Raw genomic sequence first — 19,171 nt, forward strand, 5'->3', positions numbered from 1 at the left:
CGGCCCGGACGGGGGTTCACGACGCGGGCTCCAGGCCGCAGGGAAGCGTGCCCCAGGGGTGGTCGCCGACGCCGGGGACCGCGCAGTACAGGTCGGCTCCCCGCTCCCGGGCCAGGGCCGCCGGATCGACCCCGGCCGGCACCCCGTGGACGAGGTGGCACACGCTCGCCCCGGGACCGGTCCACGGCGGCGGGGCCTTCCTGCGGTACGTGGCCCAGGTCCCCTCGAAAGTGACGAGGACGTCGGCGACGCGGGCGTACGCGGGGTGCGGTGTCGTCCCGTGGTTGAGGACGAGCGTGCCCCGGGAGGCCGCCGCGAGCCGCCGGTAGTAGGGCACGCCCGTCTCGGTGGCGGCGGCCCGGTCGAGGAACGTGCCGTCGGTGTCGTACCAGGAGCGGTGCCGGGACATCTCGCGCAGGACGTCGGCGAGGGGCCGGCGCCCGTAGTCCGTGTCGACGTAACCGAGGACGCGGACGTCCGCGGCGCGCAGCCGGGCGGCGACCGCCGCGAACGCCGGGTCGGGGTCCTCGCCGGGTCCGCTGGCCGGGTTCAGCACCACGCCGTACAGCCGTGGCGCCGCGGCCAGGAGCGCCTCCCACTCGGCGGGGCGGACGGCGGGGTGCTCGTAGTACGGGACGAGGAGGGACCGGTCCGTACGGGGAGCGACCGGGCCTCCGGATCCGCCGGACGGCCCGAGGTCGGGGGTGCGCATGGGCGGGCTCTCTTCCGGGTGCCGGGGTCGGACGGGGTTCATCGGTGGGCGGTGGCCCTGCGCAGCCGGGCGCAGACCAGGGCGGTCTGGGCGACTGCCGCGATGCCGTACACGAGCAGGGCCACCCGGTTCGGGTCGCCCGTGCGGGTGACGAGGGCCGCGGTCTGGGCGAGCGCGGCGGCGCAGGCGACGACGGCCGTGCCGGTGACGGCGCCGAAGGACTGGAGCAGCAGCCCGGTCCACAGGACCGCGCCCAGCAGGAGCAGCCCGGCGAGGCGGACCACGTCCGTGGAGGCGCTGGCGTGCGGCCACAGCGCGGAGGTGCCGAGGGTGAGGGCGAGCAGCGCGGCGAGGTATGCGGTGAGGCAGCGGACGAGGACGCCGCCGGTGGCCCGCCGGAAGGCCCGTGCCGAACCGCTGGCCCGCAGCCCGGCGAGGCTCCCGCTGCGGAAGCGGTACAGCAGCCATTCGGCCGGCCCCATGCTGAGGGTCAGCGCGACGGCGGCCGGGGCGGCGACCGTCGTACGGGCCCCCGCGAGGACGTCGCCGAGGGCCGCGTGGAGCACGAGGACACCGCTGCCGAGTCCGAAGAGGGCGTACGGGAGGGTTCCCGCCGGCCGCCGTGGGCTGGACCGGCGGGCGCGGAGCCATCCGGCGACACCCCTCGGGCCGGGAGGGGACGGCCTCCGGCCCGCAGCCCGGCCCTCGGAGGCCGGACGGGGCACTCCGGTGCGCCCGGAGGACTCCGCGTCGCGCGTCGAGGGCGCGTACGCCCGGGTGCCGGCGGACCGGCGGGCACCGACCCGATCCACGGCACCCCGACGACGGCGACCAACGGACCCCCTCCGGCCCGCAGCCCGGCCCTCGGAGGCCGGGCGGGGCGCTCCGGTGCGCCCGGAGGTGTCCGCGCCGCGTCGCCGGGGTCCGTACGGCAGCAGTGCGGCGAGCCCGGACCGTCGGCCGCCCTCCCCCGACTCCCCTGTGGTGGGCGCCACTTCGCGGAGGCCGAGCAGGGCGACGGCGGCGAGCGAGACCAGCAGGAGGGCCGTGCGCGCGAGGTCGGGGACCGGGTGCAGGACCGTGACGGCCGCGCCCGCCGTCACGGGGGTCAGGGCGGCGAGCAGGAGACGTTCCCGGCCCATCACCAGCAGCACGGTGGCGGCGCCCAGGTAGGCGGACTGCCCGGCGGCGAAGACGACCGCGCCCGGCCGGGCCGTGCCGGCCACGGCGAGGGCCACCAGGGAGCCGAGCAGCACACCGGCCGGGGTCCCGACGAGCAGCACACGGCGCGCGGCCGCCCGGTCGCCGAGCCCGAGCCAGGTGTACGCGCGGTGCGCGAGCCCCTGGTTCCAGGTCCAGCCGCACAGGGCGCCCGCGAGCATCGGAACGGTGCCGGACGGGAGCCCGAACGCGTCCTCGGGGCCTGCGAGAAGCGGTCCGGCGAGGACGTAGCCGAGGCCGGGGAGGGCGAAGACGATGCCCCGGAGGAGGCAGCCGAGGAGGCCGATCCGCCAGGGGTCGTGGGGCGGCTCGGCCGGTTCGGGGTGGTTCCGCGCGACTCGGCCGTACAACTCCTCGGCCAGCGCGAAGGAGTTCCGTACGCCGTAGCGTTCGCGTATCTGGTCGTCGGACATGCCGTCGGACTCCAGGGCGGCGGCCACCTCGTCGGGGTGGACGGCGGCGGCGACGAACTCGGCCATCCGGTCGGCGAGTTCGTCGATCGGGTCGGGGCGCGCCCAGCTCGGGGAGCGGCGCTGGGCGGGCAGCGCGGGAAGGCTGTCCTCGACGTCCTCGAAGGCGCCGGGCGGGCGCAGGGTGTCGCTCACCAGCCGGTCCCGTCCGTGGCGACGGCCTGGTACCAGGGGTCGCGGAGTTCGACGGTCCAGTCGGCGACGGTCTCGACGGTGGGCTCGTAGACCGCGGGCCGTCCGGCGAGCTCCTGGTAGATCGTCCGGAAGGCGTCGACGGAACGGCGCAGGGTGAACCGGTCGATGACCCGCTGCCGGGCCGACTCGCCGAGTTCCGCGCGCCGTTCGTCGTCGCGGAGCAGGGTGAGGGCGGCGGCCGCCATCTTCTCCGGTTCGCGCGGCGGGACGACGAGGCCGGTGTCCCCGACCGCCTCGCGGACCCCGCCGACGTCCGTGGAGACCGTCGTCCGGCCGCACGACATCGCCTCGATGATGGAGAAGGGGAAGCCCTCGGAGATGGACGACAGCATGACGACGTGCCCGGCCGCGTAGGCCCGCCACACCTCGCTGATGCGGCCCTCGAAGGTCAGCCCGTCGGTGACGCCCAGTTCGGCGGCGAGCTTCTCCAGGCGCGTGCGGTACGCCTCCCCGCCGGGCGGCACGGGGCCGAACAAACGCAGCCGGGTGTCGGGGAGTTCGGCGCGCACCATGCCGTAGGCGCGCAACAGGGTCTCCAGGTCCTTGATGGGGTCGACGCGGCCGCACCAGGTGAGGGTGGGGACGGCGGGTTCGGGGCCCGCGTGGGGGAAGGCGTGCGGGTCGACGCCGTTGTAGACCGTGCGGATCCGGTCGCCGTCGGCGCCGCCGCGCTCCTCCCAGCGCCGGTTGTACTGGTTGCAGGGTGTGATGAGGTCGGCGGCGCGGTAGCCGAGGGAGTTCAGCTCGCGGTAGAAGCCGAGCATGAACGCCTTGACGGGCCACCGCTGTTCGGCGGCGCGGTAGCCGAGGTAGCGCTCGCGCAGGTAGATGCCGTGCTCGGTGAGCAGGAACGGGACGCCGTCCAGCCGGTGCGCCGCGAGGGCGGGCAGGGTGGCGAGGCCGCTGCTGACGGCGTGGGCGACGGAGTCCTCGGGGATGCGGACGCCGAGCGGGCGCAGCGCGTGTTCCAGCAGGTCCGTCGCCGTGAGCGCGTCGTGCACGGTGGGCGCGGCGGCTGCCGTCGGCAGGTGCGGCAGGGTCCAGATCCACATCAGGGAGCGCAGGGCGGCCTCGCCGCGCAGTGCGGCGGAGAGGCGTCCTTCGCGCGCGAGGACGGCCAGTTCGTACAGGGCGTCGCCGAAGTCCCCTGGCCGGTCCGGGTCCGGGTCGAGGAAGGCGAGCAGGAACCGCTCGTAGGTGTCGGTGAAGCGGCGCCGGGCGCGGCCGAGCGGGGCGCGGGTGCGGCCGGGTCGTGGGCCCCAGGTGGGCACCGAGGTGTGCCGGTACACGTTGGGCGGCAGGTCCCACGTCACGGGTTCGCGGCCGCTGCCGGTGAGCGAGACGATGTGGAAGTCGACCTCGGGCATGCCCTTGACGAGCTGGTCGCACCAGGTGCTGACCCCGCCGTGGACGTGCGGGTAGGTGCCTTCGGTGAGCACGGTGACATGACGGCCGGTGCGCATCACGCGCGGTTCCCCCCTGGGACGGTTCCGTCCGGAGGGCACCCCCGGCCCCCCGGTTGCACGGCTCGGACGCGCACCCCGGCCGGTCGGGCCGGGGTGCGCGTCGTGCCGTGAGGCTGCCCCTCTAGGCGGGCAGGTTGAGCTTGAGCGCGGACTGGAGGAGCTCCGGGGTGGTCCAGTCGTTGCGCTGACCGGCGTAGGCGGTGCCGAACGTGGTGGTGCCGAGGAGGAGTTGCTTCTTGGTCCCCTCGGGCACGGTCACCGGGATCTGGGTGCCGGACGGGGCGGTGACGGTGACGGTGTTGCCGACGCGGTAGGCCGTGACCTTGCCACCCGCCAGGGCCGTCTGCCAGGCCGTACGGCGCTGGAGTTCGGTGCCGATCGCGCTCTGCCGCGGGTTCTGCAGCGGGGCGTTGTCGGCGTAGAGGGCCCGGTAGTCGGCGAGGACCTTGTCCAGGACCGGGTACAGGATGCGGTCCTCGGCGAGGTTGGACTGGTGGACGTAGTGCGGGCGCGGGTCGTTGCCGATGGCGTGCCCGAGCGCGGTGCGCGCCTCGCGCGGCACGATGTAGTCGGCGTAGCCGGTGGCGGTGTTCAGCGGGGCCGGCATGCAGGTCGACGTCGCGTTGTTCTCGCAGATGCCGCTGCCGCCGTCGGCCTTCGAGGTGTAGATCCAGTTGTACTCGTCGGCCATCTCCTCGGCTCGGCCGGCGTTGTAGTACACGTTCATCGGGTAGCGCGGCACGGTCAGCGCGCTGCCGACCGAACGTTGCGCCGGTTCACGGGAGTTGTCGGAGCCTGTCCACTTGACGCCGTTCGCGGACAGCGCGCCCGCCAGGTTCGGGTTGTCGTCGGGTTGCTGGGGCAGCGTCCGCAGACCCGAGTGCTCGCCGGTGACCAGCTCGGTGCGGTCGGTGGACAGACCGTGCGAGGAGGCCCAGCTGTTGTTCTGCGAGATCTCCGCGGAGACGTCGGCCCGGCTCATGTACTTCGTCGTGCCGTCGGCGTTCTTCGAGCAGCTCCACGGCACGGTCGTGGTGTCCTGGACGCAGCCGAGGAACAGGTGCGTGTAGGTGTGGTTCACCCAGCGGTACTTGGCCCGGTCGGCGAGCAGTCTGGTGGTGAGCGCGTCGGTGCCGCCGTGCTCGCTCTTCCACTCCTCGCCGGCGCCCGCGTTGAACACCATGTCGAGCGTGAAGCCGTGGGCGGTCTGCCACTGGGCCGCGTAGGCGGCGTCGTCGGCGGTCATCCGGATCGGCGTGCTGGTGTCCTCACCGTCACCGTCGCCTCCCGCGCAGTCGATGTCGCCGGGTGTGCAGTTGCGCCCGGAATCCCAGCGGGCGTCGGGCGCGAAGACGTCGTCGACGTGGACGGAGAAGTAGTTCCGGCTCTGCCCGAGGTGCACGCCCTGGGTGAGCCACTCGACGATGCCGCGGGCGAGGACCTTGAACTGCTTCTGGTACTGGTTGTACGCGAACGTCACCACGAGCTCGCGGCGCCCGTCGTGCGCGTACTGCCCGAGGAGGGTGCCGCCGGTGGGGGCGTCCAGATAGCTGGTGAACCCCTCCTTCGGGTGCGCCGCGTAGCCGTAACTCTCGTCCACCGCGGGGTCGTTGTCCTCGAAGGTGAGCGGCCCGTCGAGGTAGCGGAACGGGCCTGCGGTGCCCGCCGCGGTGATCTGGGTGCGGGCCCCGTCGAGGACGCCGGACCAGCCGCCGTTCTGGTCGGTGTAGTCGAGCCCGACCTCCGGGTGCGCCCAGGTGTAGGCGTCGACCTGCGGGACGGCGAACGTCCTCTCGTACGTCTCCAGGGCGGTCTGCTCGGCCGAACCCGGTCCGAACGGCGCCTCGTTCGGCAGGACGACACCCTGGTACTTGGCGCGCGGGGCGCCGTTCACGGTGTCGCTCAGGAAGGCGGCGTCGATCTTCGGGCGGCCCGTGTCGGTCAGGTCGACCGTGGTGTACGGGATGCCGCTGTTCTTCAGCTCGGCGGTGATGGCCGCGACCTGGTCCGCGCCGTTGTCGACGACCAGGACCTTGAGGTCGATCCGCGGTGTCGCCGCCGCGGTCGCGCCGGGTGCCCCCACTCCCAGCGCCAGAAGTCCGGCGGCCGCCACGACGGCGGCCGTCGCTCTCTTTCGGTGCGTGTTCGGTGCCATGTCGACGTCTCCCCCTCGCAGATCCCCCCTTTCGGTGGAAACCGAGGGAGATCTGTGGAAATCATGCAAAGCAGTGAGCGCCGTGCCCACTGGAACACGACGAGTGTTGCTCAGGTCACCACGAGTGAGGGGCGGGAACCGGACAATGGCACCACCTCCAGGTGAACGCCCGCAGGAATGAGCGAAACGCGCGCCCGAGCGTAGGCTCGTCCCGGGTACTCGCCCGGCTCCTGGCAGGGGCCCCGGCAAGGACCGCCCCCGAGGACGGATCTAGGGTCAGCCGTCGGGCCCGGTCGACCCACCTCTCTCGGCCAGAAGAACTTTCAAGGAAGCGGAGATCTCACCACCGTGACTGCTCTCACTCTCAGCACCGCCGCAGCGTCCGGTCTGCGGGCCGACGCGATCGTCGTCGGCGTCGCGAAGGGCCCCAAGGGCCCGGTCGTCGCACCGGGCGCCGAGGCCGTGGACAAGGCGTACGACGGCGGGCTCGCCGGAATCCTGGAGACCCTCGGCGCCTCCGGCTCCGAGGGCGAGGTGACCAAGCTGCCCGCACCCTCCGGATTCAAGGCCCCCGTCGTGCTGGCCGTGGGCCTGGGAGCGGCCCCGGAGGAGGACGACAGCTTCGGCGCCGAGGCGCTGCGCCGCGCCGCCGGTGTCGCCGCCCGCGCGCTCGCCGGTGCCAAGAAGGCCGCGTTCGCGCTGCCCGTGACGGACGCGGCCGACGCCGGTGCCGTCGCCGAGGGCGCGCTCCTCGGCGCGTACTCCTTCGACGCCTACAAGGACAGCGGCCGCTCCGGCGACTCCGCCAAGAACGGCAAGGGCCCGCTCGGCGAGGTCACGCTGCTCGGCGGCAAGCCCCGGGACGCCGCGTTCAAGGCGGCCGTCGCGCGCGCCACGGCCCTGACCGACGAGCTCAACCGTGCCCGCGACCTCGTCAACACCCCGCCGAACGACCTCAACCCGGAGTCCTTCGCCGCCGTCGCCACCGCGGCCGGCAAGGAGCACGGCGTCAAGGTCCAGGTGTTCGACGAGAAGGCGCTCGTCAAGGGCGGCTTCGGCGGCATCCTCGGCGTCGGCGCCGGCTCGGCCGCCGGTCCGCGCCTGGTGAAGCTGTCGTACACCTCCTCCAAGGCCAAGAAGCACCTCGCCTTCGTCGGCAAGGGCATCACCTACGACTCGGGCGGCATCTCGCTGAAGCCGGCCGGGCACAACGAGACGATGAAGTGCGACATGGCCGGCGCCGCCGCGGTCTTCGCCGCCGTCGTCACCGCCGCGCGCCTGGGCCTGGACGTCAACGTCACCGGCTGGCTCGCGCTCGCCGAGAACATGCCGTCGGGCTCCGCCACCCGCCCGGGTGACGTGCTGCGCATGTACAGCGGCAAGACCGTCGAGGTCCTCAACACCGACGCCGAGGGCCGGCTGGTCCTCGCCGACGCGCTGTGGAAGGCCTCCGAGGAGAAGCCGGACGCGATCGTCGACGTGGCGACGCTGACCGGCGCGATGGTCCTCGCCCTCGGCAACCGCACCTTCGGCGTGATGGCCAACGACGACGCGTTCCGCGCCTCGATCGTCGACGCCGCCGAGGAGGTCGGCGAGGAGTCCTGGCCGATGCCGCTGCCCGAGCACCTGCGCAAGGGCATGGACTCCCCCACCGCCGACATCGCGAACATGGGCGAGCGGATGGGCGGCGGCCTGGTCGCCGGCCTGTTCCTGCGCGAGTTCGTCGGTGAGGGCATCACCTGGGCGCACGTGGACATCGCGGGCCCCGCGTTCAACGAGGCCGGCCCCTTCGGCTACACCCCCAAGGGCGGCACCGGCTCCGCGGTCCGCACCCTGGTCCGCCTCGCCGAACTGACGGCGGCCGGCGACCTGGGCTGAGCCTTCGGGCGACGAACGGCCCCGGGTGTTCCCTCACCCGGGGCCGTTCGTATGGCCGTACGAGGGTTTCGCCTTCGCCGAAATCCGCAGGTTCGCCCTGCCCCGCACCCTGTCGACGTGATGGATCAGACGTCCCACACACCGGCCCGGCGTCTCGCTCGCCCTCGACAAGTGCGAAGATGGGTTCTCGGCAGGACAGGGCCCCCACCACAGGGCCGAAGAAGAGCGGCCGGACACCAGCCGCCGACCGGTCGATGGAGACCGGCGTGGCGCACATGCATGGAGGACGTGACGTGGCGAACGACGCCAGCACCGTTTTCGACCTAGTGATCCTCGGCGGTGGTAGCGGCGGTTACGCCGCGGCGCTGCGCGGAGCGCAGCTGGGCCTGGACGTCGCCCTGATCGAGAAGGACAAGGTCGGCGGTACCTGCCTGCACCGTGGGTGCATCCCCACCAAGGCTCTGCTGCACGCGGGCGAGATCGCCGACCAGGCCCGCGAGAGCGAGCAGTTCGGCGTCAAGGCCACCTTCGAGGGCATCGACGTACCCGCGGTCCACAAGTACAAGGACGGGGTCATCTCCGGTCTGTACAAGGGCCTGCAGGGTCTGATCGCGTCCCGCAAGGTGACGTACATCGAGGGTGAGGGCCGCCTGTCGTCCCCGACCTCGGTCGACGTGAACGGTCAGCGTGTCCAGGGCCGTCACGTGCTGCTCGCGACCGGCTCCGTGCCGAAGTCGCTGCCGGGCCTGGAGATCGACGGCAACCGCATCATCTCCTCGGACCACGCCCTCGTCCTGGACCGCGTGCCGCAGTCCGCGATCATCCTGGGCGGCGGGGTCATCGGCGTGGAGTTCGCCTCCGCGTGGAAGTCCTTCGGCTCCGAGGTCACGATCATCGAGGGTCTCAAGCACCTCGCGCCCCTCGAGGACGAGAACTCCTCCAAGCTTCTTGAGCGCGCGTTCCGCAAGCGCGGCATCAAGTTCAACCTGGGCACGTTCTTCTCGAAGGCCGAGTACACCCAGAACGGTGTGAAGGTCACCCTTGCCGACGGCAAGGAGTTCGAGGCCGAGGTGCTGCTCGTCGCCGTCGGCCGCGGCCCGGTCTCGGCCGGCCTCGGCTACGAGGAGCAGGGCGTCGCGATGGACCGCGGCTACGTCCTGGTCGACGAGTACATGCGCACGAACGTCCCGACCATCTCCGCCGTCGGTGACCTGGTCCCGACGCTCCAGCTCGCGCACGTCGGCTTCGCCGAGGGCATCCTGGTGGCGGAGCGTCTGGCCGGTCTGAAGACCGTCCCGATCGACTACGACGGTGTCCCGCGGGTGACGTACTGCCACCCCGAGGTCGCCTCCGTGGGCATCACCGAGGCCAAGGCCAAGGAGATCTACGGCGCGGACAAGGTCGTCGCTCTGAAGTACAACCTGGCGGGCAACGGCAAGAGCAAGATCCTCAACACCTCGGGCGAGATCAAGCTCGTCCAGGTGAAGGACGGTGCCGTGGTCGGCGTCCACATGGTCGGCGACCGCATGGGCGAGCAGGTCGGCGAAGCCCAGCTGATCTACAACTGGGAAGCGCTGCCGGCCGAGGTCGCCCAGCTCATCCACGCCCACCCGACGCAGAACGAGGCGCTCGGCGAGGCCCACCTCGCCCTCGCGGGCAAGCCGCTGCACTCGCACGACTGACCGGCCCCCGGGCCGGCCCCAGTCACCCGCGTCGAGCAGGGCGCGACGACGACCACAGACTTCCGCAAAATTCGTAAGGAGCAACAGAAACCATGCCGGTTTCCGTAACCCTTCCGGCGCTCGGTGAGAGCGTCACCGAGGGCACCGTCACCCGCTGGCTGAAGGCCGAGGGCGAGCGCGTCGAGGCCGACGAGCCGCTGCTGGAGGTGTCGACGGACAAGGTCGACACCGAGATCCCCTCGCCCGCCGCGGGCATCCTCGCGTCCATCAAGGTCGCCGAGGACGAGACCGTCGAGGTCGGCGCCGAGCTGGCCGTCATCGACGACGGCACGGGCGCGCCCGCCGCCGCCCCGGCCCCCGCCGCCGAGGAGGCCCCGGCCGCCGAGCCGGAGCCCGCCCCGCAGGCCACCCCGTCCGCCGAGGCCGAGGCCCCCGCGCCGGCCCCGACCGCCGAGGCCGCGTCCGGCGGCGGTTCCGCCGAGGGCACGGACGTCGTCCTGCCCGCGCTCGGCGAGTCCGTCACCGAGGGCACCGTCACCCGCTGGCTGAAGGAAGTCGGCGACGAGGTCGCCGAGGACGAGCCGCTGCTGGAGGTGTCGACGGACAAGGTCGACACCGAGATCCCCTCGCCCGCCGCCGGCGTGCTGCTGGAGATCGTGGTCGCCGAGGACGAGACCGCCGAGGTCGGCGCCAAGCTGGCCGTCATCGGCGCCCCCGGTGCCGCTCCGGCCGCCGCGGCCCCGGCCGCCCCCGCAGCCCCCGCCGAGGAGCCCGCGCCGGCTCCGGCCCAGCCGCAGGCCCCGGCCGCCCCCGCCGCTCCGGCTCCGGCTCCGGCTCCGGCCGCCGCCGCTCCGGCCCCCGCACAGCCGCAGGCCCCGGCCGCTCCGGCTGCCCCGGCCCCCGCGCCGGCCGCGCCCGCCCCCGTCACCCCGGCCCCGGCGCCCGCCGCGACCTCCGGTGACGACGGCGCGTACGTGACCCCGCTGGTGCGCAAGCTCGCCGCCGAGAACGGCGTCGACCTGGCCGCCGTCAAGGGCACCGGCGTCGGCGGTCGTATCCGTAAGCAGGACGTCATCGCCGCCGCCGAGGCCGCGAAGGCCGCCGCTGCCGCTCCGGCTCCGGCCGCCGCCGCTCCGGCCGCCTCCGCCAAGAAGGCGCCGGCGCTGGAGGCCTCCCCGCTGCGCGGCCAGACCGTCAAGATGCCGCGCATCCGCAAGGTCATCGGCGACAACATGGTGAAGGCCCTGCACGAGCAGGCGCAGCTGTCCTCGGTCGTCGAGGTCGACATCACCCGGCTGATGAAGCTCCGCGCGCAGGCGAAGGACTCCTTCGCGGCCCGCGAGGGCGTCAAGCTCTCCCCGATGCCGTTCTTCGTGAAGGCGGCGGCCCAGGCGCTGAAGGCCCACCCGGCCGTCAACGCCCGGATCAACGTGGACGAGGGCACGATCACCTACTTCGACACCGAGAACGTCGGTATCGCGGTGGACTCGGAGAAGGGCCTGATGACCCCGGTCATCAAGCGCGCGGGCGACCTGAACATCGCCGGTATCGCCAAGGCCACCGCCGACCTGGCGGGCAAGGTCCGGGCGAACAAGATCACTCCGGACGAGCTGTCCGGCGCGACCTTCACCATCTCCAACACCGGTTCGCGCGGCGCGCTCTTCGACACGATCATCGTGCCCCCGAACCAGGTCGCGATCCTCGGCATCGGCGCCACGGTCAAGCGTCCGGCCGTCATCGAGACGGAAGAGGGCACCGTCATCGGCGTCCGCGACATGACCTACCTGACGCTCTCCTACGACCACCGTCTGGTGGACGGCGCCGACGCGGCCCGTTACCTGACCGCGGTCAAGGCGATCCTGGAGGCGGGCGAGTTCGAGGTCGAGCTCGGCCTGTAGTCGACGCAGCGGCACCACCGCACCGTCACCGCGCCCCCGTCCGGAGTTCCGGACGGGGGCGCGGTGTTTCCACCGGCCCACCGGCACGCCGGAGACCTCGGGCCGGCGCGCCCGGAGGACCGTCCACCGTCCGGGAGACCGCCGCCGACGCCCGTCCGGACCCCGGGTCCGCCGCGCGGGTCTCCATCGGACGGCAACCCGTCAGCACGCCCGCGACCAGCGCGGCCACCGCCACCGTGACCGCCGCGCGGAGTCCGCGTACGGGTGCCCGACCGTTCATGACTCCCCCTGGGGCGGACCGGGGCACACCGTCGGTGCCCTCTCTGTCCGTTCACCACCGCGTGCGGGTCGGCGGGGTTCCCGGGGTGACACGGACGTGACGCGTCCGGACACCGTCCGGTACGGGTCTTTACGGGCGGGATCGCTCTGACAACGTGTAAGTCTCGTCTCACCTGCGGTAAAGCGCCCCCATGCGCCCCTCACCGGCACGGGCACGGCCTTATTGTCTAAACGTCAAACGCCCTCGGGGTCCCTCACTCCTCCCAAAGGAGCCTTCATGACCGCGCCCGTCGTCCACTCGCTGCGCGAACAGATCCGCGAGCACATCGTGGAGGGGATCGTCAGCGGTCGCTGGAAGCCGGGCGAGCGGATCGTGGAGCGGCGGATCGCCACCGAGCTGGAGGTCAGCCAGACCCCGGTGCGGGAGGCGCTGCGCGAGCTGGAGTCGCTGCGGCTGATCGAGTCCGCGCCCAACAAGGGCGTGCGGGTGCGGAACCTGACGGCCGCCGACCTGGAGGAGAGCTACCCCGTACGCGCCGGTCTGGAGGCCATCGCGGCGGAGCTGGCGGCCGAACGGCTGGCCGACGACTGCTCGGCCCTGGAACCGCACGTCAGCGCCCTGTACGAGGCCGACCGGCTGTCCGACGGGACCGGCCAGGTCCGGCACACGGTGGGCTTCCACCGGGAGCTGGTGCGGGCGGCCGGGAACTCCGTCCTCCTGCACACCTGGGAGGGGCTGGGGATCGAGGTCTTCACCGCCCTGTCCATAAGGTGGCTGGGGACGGTGCAGCAGTCGTACGCGGAGGAGCACGAGGCCCTCGTGGACGCCTTCCGGCGGCGCGACCCGCTGATCGCCGACCTGGTCAAGGCCCATGTCCTCGGGTGCGCCCCCCGTCCGTGAGGGGTGCGCGGGAGCCGTGCGCAGGGGCACGCGACCGGCACCTCGCAACGGCCCACGCCGACCTGCGGCAACCTCCGGCACAGCCGAGCACGTCCGCGCTCAAGCGTGCCCCCACCTGCGGGAATCCCCGATTTCCAAGGCACCCCGTGCCTGAGGACAAGGCACGGGGTGCCGACTTTCCCGATCTGAAGAGGTTTTCTCCCGGAACCCTTTGATCGATCATCGATCAGGGAGTTACAGTCACCGACGGGCTCCCACCCGAGCCCCCCGCCCTGTCCTGCCAAAGACCAAGGGCACCCCCGAAAACCCCTTGCCGAAGAGGGAACCCCCCTCCGCATCCGGAAGGCGGCGCAATGACCGACCCCACCGCTATCCAGCCGAGCGAGCTCGACCAGCTCCCGGACCGCGACCCCGAGGAGACCGCCGAATGGCAGGCCTCCCTGGACGCCGTCACCCAGGCGGCCGGGCCGCACCGTGCCGCGTACCTGATGCGCCGCACGCTGGAGCGCGCCGAGGGCAACGGTCTCGCGCTGCCCAAGCTGCTCGAGACCGACTACGTCAACTCCATCCCGACCTCCGCCGAGCCCACCGTGGACGGTGACGAGGCGATGGAGTCCCGGATCACCGCGTGGAACCGCTGGAACGCGGCCGCGATGGTCACCCGCGGCGCGAAGCACGGCGTCGGCGGCCACATCGCCACCTTCGCCTCCGCGGCCTGGCTCTACGAGACGGGCTTCAACCACTTCTTCAAGGGCAAGGAGGCCGACGGGTCCGGCGACCAGCTCTACATCCAGGGCCACGCCTCCCCCGGCATCTACGCCCGCGCCTTCCTCGACGGGCGCCTGGACGAGCAGCACCTGGACAAGTTCCGCCAGGAGTCGGGCGGCAACGGCCTCCCGTCGTACCCGCACCCGCGCCGGCTGCCCTGGCTGTGGGAGTTCCCGACCGTCTCCATGGGCCTCGGCCCGCTGTCGGCGATCTACCAGGCCCGCTTCAACCGCTACCTCACCAACCGCGGCATCAAGGACGTCTCGGCGTCCCACGTGTGGGCGTTCCTCGGTGACGGCGAGATGGACGAGCCGGAGTCGACCGCGGCACTCGCACTGGCCTCTCGCGAGGGTCTCGACAACCTGACCTTCGTCATCAACTGCAACCTCCAGCGCCTCGACGGCCCGGTGCGCGCGAACTTCAAGATCGTGCAGGAGCTGGAGGCCCAGTTCCGCGGCGCCGGCTGGAACGTCGTGAAGTCGCTGTGGGGCAACGCGTGGGACGAGCTGTTCCAGCTCGACACCACGGGCGCGCTCGTCCGCCGCCTGCGCCAGGTACCCGACGCGCAGGTGCAGACGTACCAGACCCGCGACGCCGCCTACATCCGCCAGGACTTCTTCGGCGCCGACCCGGCGCTCGTCGAGATGGCGAAGCTGCTGAGCGACGACAAGATCCTCGAGTGTTTCCACCTCTCTCGCGGTGGCCACGAGGCCCGCAAGGTCTATGCCGCGTACCGGGCGGCCGTCGAGCACAAGGGCGCGCCGACCGTGATCCTGGCCCAGACGGTCAAGGGCCACACCCTCGGCGAGGGCTTCGCGTCGAAGAACGCCAACCACCAGATGAAGAAGCTGTCGACGGACGAGTTCAAGCAGATGCGTGACCTGCTCGAACTGCCCATCTCCGACAGCCAGTTCGTCGACGGCGTGGTCCCCTACGGCCACCCGGGCGCCGACTCCCCCGAGGTCCGCTACCTCCAGGAGCGGCGCGCCGCTCTCGGCGGTCCGGCCCCGGCCCGCCGCACGCACCCGCTGGCCCCGCTGCCCGCCGCCGCCGACAAGGCGTTCGCGTCCTTCGACAAGGGCTCCGGCTCGCAGAACATCGCGACCACCATGGCGTTCGTCCGCCTCGTCAAGGACCTGGTCCGCGACAAGGAGACCGGCAGGCGCTGGGTGCCGATCGTCCCGGACGAGGCCCGTACCTTCGGTATGGAGTCGCTCTTCCCGTCGCTCGGCATCTACTCGCCGAAGGGCCAGACGTACGAGCCGGTCGACCGCGACCAGCTGATGTACTACAAGGAGGCCAAGAACGGCCAGATCCTCAACGAGGGGATCACCGAGGCCGGCTCGATGGCCGACTTCATCGCCGCGTCCACCGCGTACGCCACGCACGGCGAAGCGATGATCCCGTTCTACATCTTCTACTCGATGTTCGGCTGGCAGCGCACGGCCGACCAGATGTGGCAGCTCGGCGACCAGCTCGGCCGCGGCTTCCTGGTCGGCGCCACCGCCGGCCGGACGACGCTGACCGGTGAGGGCCTGCAGCACGCCGACGGCCACTCCCCCGTCATCGCCGCGACCAACCCGGCGGCGCTGTCCTACGACCCCGCGTTCGCCTACGAGATCGCGGCGATCGTCAAGGACGGTCTGCGCCGGATGTACGGCGAGGCCGCCCCGGGCGAGGACCAGAACGTCTTCTACTACCTGACCGTCTACAACGAGCCGATGCAGCAGCCCGCCAAGCCGGCCGGTGTCGACGAGGGCATCCTCAAGGGCCTGTACCGCTTCAACACGGCGGAGTCGGCGGGGGTGAACGTGGCGGCGGCGAACGCCCCGCGGATCCAGCTGCTCGGCTCCGGCACGGCGATCCACTGGACGCTCGCGGCCCAGAAGCTGCTCGCCGAGGACTGGGGTGTGGCCGCCGACGTGTGGTCCGCCACCTCCTGGACCGAGCTGCGCCGCGACGCGCTGGAGGCCGACGCGGCCCTGCTGCGCGGCGAGGAGCGGGTGCCGTTCGTCCGTCAGGCGCTGCAGGGCGCCGAGGGCCCGGTCCTCGCGGTCTCCGACTACATGCGCCAGGTCCCGGACCAGATCGCCCAGTGGGTCGAGCAGGACTGGTCCTCGCTCGGTGCCGACGGTTTCGGTCTCTCCGACACCCGCGCGGCGGCCCGCCGTCACTTCGGTGTCGACGCCGAGTCGATCGTCGTCGCGGCGCTGGCGCAGCTCGCCCGTCGCGGTGAGGTCAAGGCGTCCGCGGTCAAGGAGGCCCGGGAGCGCTACGGCCTGTAGCCCTCGGCAGGGACAGCGGTAGGCAAGAGGCACGACCCGATGAGGGGCACGGCGTTCGCCGTGCCCCTCATCGGCGTTCCACCGTGGCCGGGGTGTCAGCGGTCCGTCCCCTCGTTGTCAGCGGGGCCCGGCATCATGAACGCATGCGCGCTGCTCGTCTGATCAAGATGGTGCTGCTGCTCCAGACCCGGGCGTCGATGACCGCCGCCGAGCTGGCGCGGGAGCTGGAGGTGTCCGAGCGCACCATCACGCGGGACGCGCAGGCGCTGTCCGAGGCGGGCGTCCCGGTGTACGCGGACCGGGGCCGGGCCGGCGGTTACCGCCTCGTCGGGGGCTACCGCACCCGTCTGACGGGTCTGGCGCGCAGCGAGGCGGAGGCGCTGTTCCTCAGCGGGGTGCCGGGGGCGCTGCGCGAGATGGGCCTGGAGGACACGGCGTCGGCGGCCCGGCTGAAGGTGTCGGCGGCGCTCCAGCCCTCCGTGCGGGACGCCTCGCGGACGGCGGCGCAGCGCTTCCACCTGGACGCGCCCGCGTGGTTCAGCGAGCCGCGGACGCCCGAGCTGCTGCCGTCGGTCGCGGACGCGGTGTGGGACGACCGGCCGATCGTCGCGCGGTACCGGCGGGACGCCGCGGAGGTGGAGCGGACGCTCGAACCGTACGGTCTCGTCCTCAAGGCGGGCCTGTGGTACCTCTGCGCACGTGTGTCCGGGACGGAGGCCTTCCGGGTGTACCGGATCGACCGGTTCATCGCCGTCGAACCCGGCGCGGAGCGGTTCCGGCGGGAGGACGGGTTCGACCTGCCGGGGTTCTGGGCGGAGCGGGCCGAGGAGTTCGCCCGGTCCATCCTGCGCGTCGAGATCGCCGTACGGCTGTCCCCGGACGGCGTCCGCCGGCTGCCGTACGTGCTGGATCCGGCGTCCGCGAAGGAGGCGCTGGGGACGTCCGGTGTGCCCGACGGGCAGGGCTGGGTGGGCCTCACGCTGCTCATGGAGTCGGAGGAGGTCGCCCGCGCCCAGCTGCGCGGACTCGGACCGGAGGTGGAGGTGCTGGCTCCGGCGTCGTTGCGGGAGCGCTGTGCCGAGGACGCCGCCCGATCGGCCGCGCTCTACCGGTGATCGTGCTCGGGGCGGGGCTTTGCACATGCGTCGTTTGAAAACCGCACGAACGCGGCGGTTTTACCTTCGGCATGTGCACGCATAACAATCTGCGCCACTCCGCGTGCGTCGCTCCCCCGTAGGCCCGATGCTTGACCCGTGATGGACGAGACGGAGTTCTGGCAGCTGGTGGATTCGACCCGCGAGGCTGCCGAGGGCGACCCCGAGGAACAGGCCGACCTCCTGGTCGAGCGGCTCGTCCAGTTGGACCCGGACTCGGTCCTGGACTTCGCCCGGCACTTCGAGTCCCGCTACAACCGTGCCTACCGCTGGGACCTGTGGGGCGCCGCGTGGGTGCTGCTCGACGGGGCCAGCGACGACGCCTTCGACTTCTTCCGGTGCTGGCTGATCGGCCAGGGCCGGGAGGTCTTCGAGGGCGCGATGCACGACCCCGACACGCTCGCCGAGCTGCTGGACGACTTCGACGAGGAGATCGACGGCGACGGCGAGGAGCTCGGGTACGCGGCGGACGAGGCCTACGAGCAGCTGACCGGCGCCGTGGCGCCGGACCTCGGCATCCCGGCCGCGGCCTCCGAGCCCGCCGGCACGCCGCTGGACTTCGAGAACGAGTCCCTCGTCGCGGAGCGCTACCCGAAGCTGTGGGAGCGGTTCCGGGAGAGCTGACGGCGGCCTGCCCGACGGAGAGTCCCGAGAACCGGCCCGGCCCCTGCACGGGCCGGCCGTCCGCGCGCGGCTCGGACGCCGGTCGCGGGCTCAGAGGGCCGTTCGGCGGCGGGTGAGATCGGCGGTGAGCCGGGCCTGTGGCTGTTCGGCCCGCAGGGTGTGCCGCAACGGGGCCGCGTTGGCCTGCTCCAGCGCGGAGGACGTGACCGCCGCCGGGCCGAGGACGACCGTCGCCACGGCGCAGACCACCAGCCAGGGGCCCCGCACGCCCTTCGCCCAGCCACCCGCGCGCACCGGCGTCTCCGTCCGCTCCGGGTCCACTCTGTTCTCCCGCCGACTGATCCTCATGGTCCCCACCTCCGGTCAGTGCGTACGCCCTACGCTGCACCGCTCGGCTCCGGGGAGGCTGTGAGCGGCCTGCGGCGGGCCTGTGACCGGTCGTGCGGGCTCGTCCGGGAGAACCGGGACCGGGGCCGGACTTCGGGTGGGTGGTCAGCGGCCCTGGTAGCGGGCCGCCTCGGCGCGGATCGCGGGGAGGCGGGCGGCGAGGGCGGCGCCGGGGCAGCTCGTCATGAAGCCGTCGTCGTGCCCGGCGATGGTGGGCAGGACGGCGGTGCTGCCCTTGGCGTAACGGCTGAGGCTGTTGCTGGAGGTGAGGCGGACGGTGCCCCGGGGGTCGACGCCGCTGAGCCCGAGCTTCCAGGCGGCGAGGCGGGCGATGGCGTCGGTCATGGCCTTCGGCACCGGGGTGCCCGCGGTGAAGGTGCCGATCGCGGCGATGCCGGCGGTGCGGTGGTTGAAGCCCTGGGCGTGGGCTCCGGTGACGGGGCGGTCGACACCGCCCGCGCGGCCCTCGTAGATCGTGCCGCAGCGGTCGACGAGGAAGTTGTAGCCGATGTCGTCCCACTGCTTGGCGCCGGTCTGGCCCGCGTAGAGGTCACCGATGATGCGGGGCACGTCGGCGCAGTCGTAGCCGTTCGGCGAGTCGGTGTGGTGGACGAAGACCGCGACGACGCGGTCGTCGTAGCGGGGCGGTGGCTGCTCGTGCGGGCTCGCGGCACCGAGCCACTTCGACCGCGGCACGATGGGCGGCCGTTCGACGGGGCGTTCCGCCGCCGCCCGCGCCGTCACCGGTGGCGGGACGGCCGCACGGGTCGCGGTGCGGTCCACGCCCGCCGCGCAGGTCACGAGCGCCGTGACGGCGAGGAGGCCCGGCACGCAGGCCAGCAGGACGAGGGCCGGTTTCGGCAGCGCCGCCCAGGGGCGGCGCGGACTCCACGGTCCGGGGGGCCGGGGCTCGCGCCCCGATCGTATTCGGGCCCCGTTCGCCCGGTGTTCCGGGCGTCCGTGGCGTACGGGGCGGGGTTCTCGCCGCCCGTTCCGTATTCGAGGCCCCCGAGTCTTCCCGAAGACACGCATGGACCCACCCTGACCCGGATCCGCGCGGGCCGCGATGTGTGGTGTGCCACCCGGTGGAACCATC

Annotated in this window: 13 protein-coding genes; 7 read left to right on the top strand and 6 right to left on the bottom strand. The window is 72.7% G+C overall.

Annotated elements, in window-relative coordinates:
• Window positions 1–16 precede the first annotated feature (16 nt).
• From AB0C62_RS12545 to AB0C62_RS12560, 4 genes are all read right to left on the bottom strand, one after another.
• Entirely contained in the window at window positions 17–712 is a 696-nt protein-coding gene (locus AB0C62_RS12545) for a spherulation-specific family 4 protein (RefSeq protein ID WP_362972222.1), read from the bottom strand.
• Between the two features lie 38 nt (window positions 713–750).
• Window positions 751–2,538, bottom strand: coding sequence for a hypothetical protein (locus AB0C62_RS12550; RefSeq protein ID WP_362972224.1), 1,788 nt, complete (start codon window positions 2,536–2,538; stop codon window positions 751–753).
• Window positions 2,535–4,061 (bottom strand): GT4 family glycosyltransferase PelF, encoded by a 1,527-nt coding sequence (gene pelF, locus AB0C62_RS12555; protein ID WP_362972534.1) that lies wholly within the window; start codon window positions 4,059–4,061, stop codon window positions 2,535–2,537. The genes AB0C62_RS12550 and pelF overlap by 4 nt, the downstream gene beginning before the upstream one ends.
• Window positions 4,062–4,185: 124 nt before the next feature.
• The gene (locus AB0C62_RS12560; RefSeq protein ID WP_362972226.1) at window positions 4,186–6,219 is read right to left on the bottom strand and encodes a hypothetical protein; all 2,034 of its coding nucleotides are present in this window, start codon (window positions 6,217–6,219) and stop codon (window positions 4,186–4,188) included.
• Window positions 6,220–6,567: 348 nt separating this feature from the next.
• Between AB0C62_RS12560 and AB0C62_RS12565 the strand changes: the two genes are divergently transcribed.
• The 7 genes from AB0C62_RS12565 (at window position 6,568) to AB0C62_RS12595 (ending at window position 17,688) form a co-directional block, all read left to right on the top strand.
• Window positions 6,568–8,097, top strand: coding sequence for a leucyl aminopeptidase (locus AB0C62_RS12565; RefSeq protein WP_362972227.1), 1,530 nt, complete (start codon window positions 6,568–6,570; stop codon window positions 8,095–8,097).
• Window positions 8,098–8,390: 293 nt separating this feature from the next.
• Window positions 8,391–9,779 (top strand): dihydrolipoyl dehydrogenase, encoded by a 1,389-nt coding sequence (gene lpdA, locus AB0C62_RS12570; RefSeq protein ID WP_362972229.1) that lies wholly within the window; start codon window positions 8,391–8,393, stop codon window positions 9,777–9,779.
• A 92-nt stretch (window positions 9,780–9,871) separates the two neighbouring features.
• Complete coding sequence (gene sucB, locus AB0C62_RS12575) at window positions 9,872–11,677, top strand: 2-oxoglutarate dehydrogenase, E2 component, dihydrolipoamide succinyltransferase (RefSeq protein ID WP_362972231.1); 1,806 nt, start codon at window positions 9,872–9,874, stop codon at window positions 11,675–11,677.
• 556 nt (window positions 11,678–12,233) lie between these two features.
• On the top strand, window positions 12,234–12,857 hold the full coding sequence (locus AB0C62_RS12580) for a GntR family transcriptional regulator (RefSeq protein ID WP_164373264.1): 624 nt from the start codon (window positions 12,234–12,236) through the stop codon (window positions 12,855–12,857).
• A 353-nt stretch (window positions 12,858–13,210) separates the two neighbouring features.
• The gene (gene aceE, locus AB0C62_RS12585; protein WP_362972233.1) at window positions 13,211–15,910 is read left to right on the top strand and encodes a pyruvate dehydrogenase (acetyl-transferring), homodimeric type; all 2,700 of its coding nucleotides are present in this window, start codon (window positions 13,211–13,213) and stop codon (window positions 15,908–15,910) included.
• Between the two features lie 143 nt (window positions 15,911–16,053).
• Complete coding sequence (locus AB0C62_RS12590) at window positions 16,054–17,025, top strand: WYL domain-containing protein (protein WP_362972235.1); 972 nt, start codon at window positions 16,054–16,056, stop codon at window positions 17,023–17,025.
• 141 nt (window positions 17,026–17,166) lie between these two features.
• A complete protein-coding gene (locus tag AB0C62_RS12595) occupies window positions 17,167–17,688 on the top strand; it encodes a DUF4240 domain-containing protein (RefSeq protein WP_362972535.1) in 522 nt (173 codons plus the stop codon).
• Window positions 17,689–17,778: 90 nt separating this feature from the next.
• Here the strand turns inward: AB0C62_RS12595 and AB0C62_RS12600 are convergent, their stop codons facing one another.
• On the bottom strand, window positions 17,779–18,036 hold the full coding sequence (locus tag AB0C62_RS12600) for a hypothetical protein (protein WP_362972237.1): 258 nt from the start codon (window positions 18,034–18,036) through the stop codon (window positions 17,779–17,781).
• Between the two features lie 144 nt (window positions 18,037–18,180).
• Entirely contained in the window at window positions 18,181–18,906 is a 726-nt protein-coding gene (locus tag AB0C62_RS12605) for a peptidoglycan recognition protein (RefSeq protein ID WP_362972239.1), read from the bottom strand.
• Between the last annotated feature and the right edge of the window lie 265 nt (window positions 18,907–19,171).

Source organism: Streptomyces sp. NPDC048643 (assembly GCF_040650615.1).
GTDB lineage: Bacteria > Actinomycetota > Actinomycetes > Streptomycetales > Streptomycetaceae > Streptomyces.